This window comes from Rhizobium sp. RU33A (assembly GCF_900156055.1).
Classification (GTDB): domain Bacteria; phylum Pseudomonadota; class Alphaproteobacteria; order Rhizobiales; family Rhizobiaceae; genus Allorhizobium.
Genome location: NZ_FTMQ01000020.1, coordinates 1 through 4,009 on the forward strand (window position 1 = coordinate 1; position 4,009 = coordinate 4,009).

Here is a 4,009-nt window from a genome sequence, read left to right on the forward strand (position 1 = left end):
CGAAGTCTATATCGAAACCGAGGAACGAACCGTCATCTCATTCCTCGCGAAGCCATTCACAGACCAGATCACCAGGGCGTTTAGAGAAGAGTGACGAGACGCGCTAGCTCTCTTCCATCGCGTCTTCGAAGTCACGGAACTGCATGGCCGCCTCCGTTCGGTTGGCGGCCTTCAGCTTTGCGAGAATCCGGGTCATGTGATGTTTCACCGTCTTTTCCTCGATGCCGAGCTGTTCGGCGATCCGGCGATTGGAGAAGCCCTTGGCGACAAGGGCCATGATCTCTCGCTCGCGCGGGGTCAGAGCCTCCAGACGCTCACGCCGCGCGCGAACAAGCGGCGGGTCGATTTCGCTGCCTGAGCCTTTGGCAAGTTCCCCCAGCACACGCGTGGCAAGCGAGGGTGTGATGTAGTGCTGGCCGTCGCGGATGTCGCGGAGAATGTTGATCAGCGAAAGGCCGCCAATTCCCTTGACGATGTAACCACTGGCGCCAGCACTGATCGCCGCCGAGAGATCGACGCTGTCTTCCGATGCGGTCAATACAACCACATGGGTGTCAGGCGCTTCACGGACGATTTGCTCGATGACGGACTGGCCTCCGCCCGGCATGGAAAGGTCGAGCAGGAGTAGATCTGGTTTCATCTCGACTGTCGCACGGTACGCATCTTCGGCTGTGTCGACCTCCGCGCAGAGCCTGAAGTCCTCCGCCTCTGCCAAAGTCAGTGCGAGCCCTTGTCGAAAAATCGGATGGTCATCGGCAATCAAGATGCTGATCATGCTGCGTCCTTCGCAAACTCCACCGGCAAAAGCATGACGACGCTTGTGCCGGAACCTTTAGCGCTGTTGAGCGAGAAGTCGCCACCGAGCGAATTGATCCGCTCCTTCAGGCCTGCAAGGCCAAGACCGTTTGTTGTGGCTGCCGGGTCGAAGCCTATGCCATCATCGGACACGGCCACTTTCAACCGGTTTTCTTCAAGCCCGACCATCACGCTCTGTGCCGATGAGCGACCATGATGGGCGCCGTTGTTCAAGGTTTCCTGAATGAAGCGGTAGACAGTCGTCTTTGCTGCAAGCGGCAGCGGTGGAAGTTCTGACGGCAACTCGCGGGCGACGCCAATACCCGTTCGCTTTTCGTGATTCTCAATCGCAGTATGCACCACGGTCGCCAAATTCCACTCGCTGATCTCTGGCAGAGAAAGGCCGCGGCAGATCTGTCGAATTTCCCGCATGGCATCATCGACCGTCTGCTTGATGGGTACGAGATCGGGACTCCCCTTGGCCGGATCGACGGATTCGAGCCGCATCCCAGCGAAAGACAAAAGTTGCAGGGGGCCGTCATGCAGGTCCGCCGAGATCCGGCGCAGGGCATTCTCATTGAGCTCGGCAAGTTTCTGGTTCGCCTTGTTCGCCCGGCGAGCCAAGCGCTGGTTTTCCGTGAAGAGGCCTGACAGTTCGCGCAGCTTTTCGTCGAGAGCCTGTCTTTGCCCTGCGATTGTCTCGGCACCTCGAAACACGACGAGGTAGATGGCCGCAAGCATCGCGAGGGCTACCAAGCCAACGGTGAGCAGGCCCTCCCGCTTGGTTTTCACGAGAAGTGCCCGCAATGCTGTTCCGTCGGCGTAGAATTCGGCCACTCCGATGACGGCCCCGGTTTGGGGCGACAGGAGAGGCGTATAGATTTCCAGAAGCGGTGCCGTTCTCAGTGTTTCCGAGATGCTGAGTTCATCCAGGACATTGTCGAAGTCGGCGTAAGTTTCCCCTGCCAGCGCGCGCTTCATGCCGTCCGTCTGATTGAATTTTTCCCCGATGATCTTGGTGTCATTGCTGTAAGCGATCGTGCCGTCGGTCGCCCAGATCTGGAAGAGTACGATTTCCGTCTTCAGCAATCCCTGGCCGAAGAGACTATCGAGCTTGGCCCGGTTTTCCGGTCGAAGGGTGGAGGCGTGGCCCAGTTCCTGCGCCAGAGGCGAGATCGCATCGGTCACGAACATCGCCTTGATCGAGATCGCGTTTTCCTTGACGCCGTTTTCGACCGCTGCGGTGACCCAATACCCGATGATCGACGTGCCGACGATGAGCACAGCCGCCGCCATGCCGAAGAACTGCCGAATGAGGTTAGTCTTCTGGTCCATGAAAAGAGAATATCCAGAAGCGGCTGCTTCACAAACGCTTTCGCGCCGGATGGTTGATCAGCGACGATTTCGTGTCGGAGGGTGCCTTTGACGACGTGGCAAAGTTCTCTGCCGGGCGCCGTTCGTGAGCAGACTTTATGAGCGTACCAGCGTCATCACCACCAATCTCAGCTTCCGTGAATGGGCAAGCGTCTTCGGAGACGCAAAGATGACCACCGCGCTGCTCGACAGGCTCACCCACCACTGCCACATCCTCGAAACCGGAAACGACAGCTTCCGCTTTAAGAACAGCTCGGCGCATCAACCCAAAACATCAAAGGAGAAACACAGGCACTTGACCCCGGCCATCAAGACGAACGATACCGAAAGGCGGGTCAATTCTGGGTGCAAACGCCGGGTCATGTATGGATGCCCCCGTTCATGCAAGCAGTTCTTCGAGCAGTTTTGAACGTGTGATCGGGTGCGGTCATGTATCAGGCCTGTTGTGCGGCTCGAGTGCGACCGCTGGCCGGTATGGAGCTACGCGGACCTGGTGCAAAATCAGCTCTACGAGCTCGTGGCTCACTGACCCGGATGCATTCCCAGACCCACTCTCACCGATCTTCGTCCTTACCGTTCGCTGACCTCCTCACACGCCGACGATCCGTCCTGACTTCAGCTCAGCCATCTTACGCTGCAGCCAGAGCGGAATCCTTGTAATCTTCGTTCTTGGTCATCATTGCCCAGACGGATCGAGCCATTTTGTTGGCGAGGGCGATTGCAACGAGCATACGAGGTTTGCGCGCTAGCATCCGTGCCAGCCACGAGTGCTCGGGTGGAGCTTTCCGACATGCCCATCGAATGACGGTCATCGCGCCGATGATAAGAAGCCGACGGATGTCGCGTTGTCCCATCTTCGACGTTCGGCCGAGCACCTGCTTCCCTCCGCTCGAATGCTGTTTTGGCACCAAGCCGAGCCAGGCCGCAAAATCTCGTCCCCTTCTGAAGGTCACCATGGTGGGCGCGAAAGCCTCTACTGCCATTGCCGTAATCGGCCCCATTCCGGGCATGGACATAAGGCGGGCGGTGCTCTGCGAACGCTTCGCTTCCGATCTGAGCGCCTTTTCCAGCGACGCGATCCGAGAAGAGAGCACCCCTAGCTGCTCCAGATACAGTCGAGCGGTCTCCACAACGATAAGATCGAGGCCCGTGTCGTGATCCTCAACAATCTCCGCCAGCAACGCCAGGCTCGCAATTCCCTGCGGTGCAATGACGCCATGCTCGGCCAGATGCGCGCGAAGGGCATTGATAAGCTGCGTTCGCTGACGGACGAAGAGGTCTCGCGTCCGGAAAAGCATGGAGCAGGCTTGCTGGGATTCAGTCTTTGGAACGACGAACCGCATCGACGGCCGGGTCGCTGCTTCAACGATCGCTTCTGCATCGGCCGCATCATTCTTCTGCCGTTTGACAAAGGGCTTAACGTAGGCCGGCGGGATCAAGCGAACATCATGACCAAGTTTGCCGATCTCACGCGCCCAGTAATGCGCGGTGGCGCAGGCCTCCATCGCGACGATGCATTTGGGCAGTTCAGTAAAGAAGGTGACGACTTGGCCTCGAGACAGTTTCCTGCGCAAGACCACACTCCCATCGCTTCTGGCTGCATGAACCTGAAACACCCGCTTTGCAAGGTCCAGGCCAACGATGCTAACTTCCTTCATGGATGCTCTCTCCTCTAGTGACGTTCTGGCGAACATCACTCTGGCACATTGCGATGCCGTCGGGAGGGGGCATCCACTCCATCAGCTCTCAGTGGAAACGTATGGCCCGCCCTGCTTGCAAGTGGTTTTTTTGATCCCTGTACAGTCTGCTTCAACGTATTCGGTCTCACGGCATGCCGTGG

At 58.1% G+C, this 4,009-nt stretch carries 3 protein-coding genes and 1 pseudogene; 1 reads left to right on the forward strand and 3 read right to left on the reverse strand.

The window, feature by feature from the left end:
• Positions 1 to 103: 103 nt before the first annotated feature.
• Together BW978_RS23060 and BW978_RS23065 are read right to left on the reverse strand one after the other, a co-directional pair.
• Positions 104 to 775 (reverse strand): response regulator, encoded by a 672-nt coding sequence (locus BW978_RS23060; protein WP_076398615.1) that lies wholly within the window; start codon positions 773 to 775, stop codon positions 104 to 106.
• Positions 772 to 2,130, reverse strand: coding sequence for a sensor histidine kinase (locus tag BW978_RS23065; RefSeq protein ID WP_076398618.1), 1,359 nt, complete (start codon positions 2,128 to 2,130; stop codon positions 772 to 774). Before BW978_RS23065 ends, BW978_RS23060 begins: the two co-directional genes overlap by 4 nt.
• Positions 2,131 to 2,254: 124 nt before the next feature.
• Between BW978_RS23065 and BW978_RS23930 the strand changes: the two are divergent.
• Positions 2,255 to 2,455: pseudogene (locus BW978_RS23930) on the forward strand (ATP-binding protein); the annotation flags it as partial.
• 343 nt (positions 2,456 to 2,798) lie between these two features.
• Here BW978_RS23930 and BW978_RS23075 read toward each other — a convergent pair.
• Entirely contained in the window at positions 2,799 to 3,827 is a 1,029-nt protein-coding gene (locus tag BW978_RS23075) for an IS110 family RNA-guided transposase (protein WP_076398621.1), read from the reverse strand.
• Positions 3,828 to 4,009: the final 182 nt, after the last annotated feature.

What these genes read in the sequence shown, in the direction of transcription:
- BW978_RS23060 (WP_076398615.1), bottom strand. Translation starts at nt 775, where the DNA reads ATGATCAGCATCTTGATTGCCGATGACCATCCGATTTTTCGACAAGGG.
- BW978_RS23065 (WP_076398618.1), bottom strand. Translation starts at nt 2,130, where the DNA reads ATGGACCAGAAGACTAACCTCATTCGGCAGTTCTTCGGCATGGCGGCG.
- BW978_RS23075 (WP_076398621.1), bottom strand. Translation starts at nt 3,827, where the DNA reads ATGAAGGAAGTTAGCATCGTTGGCCTGGACCTTGCAAAGCGGGTGTTT.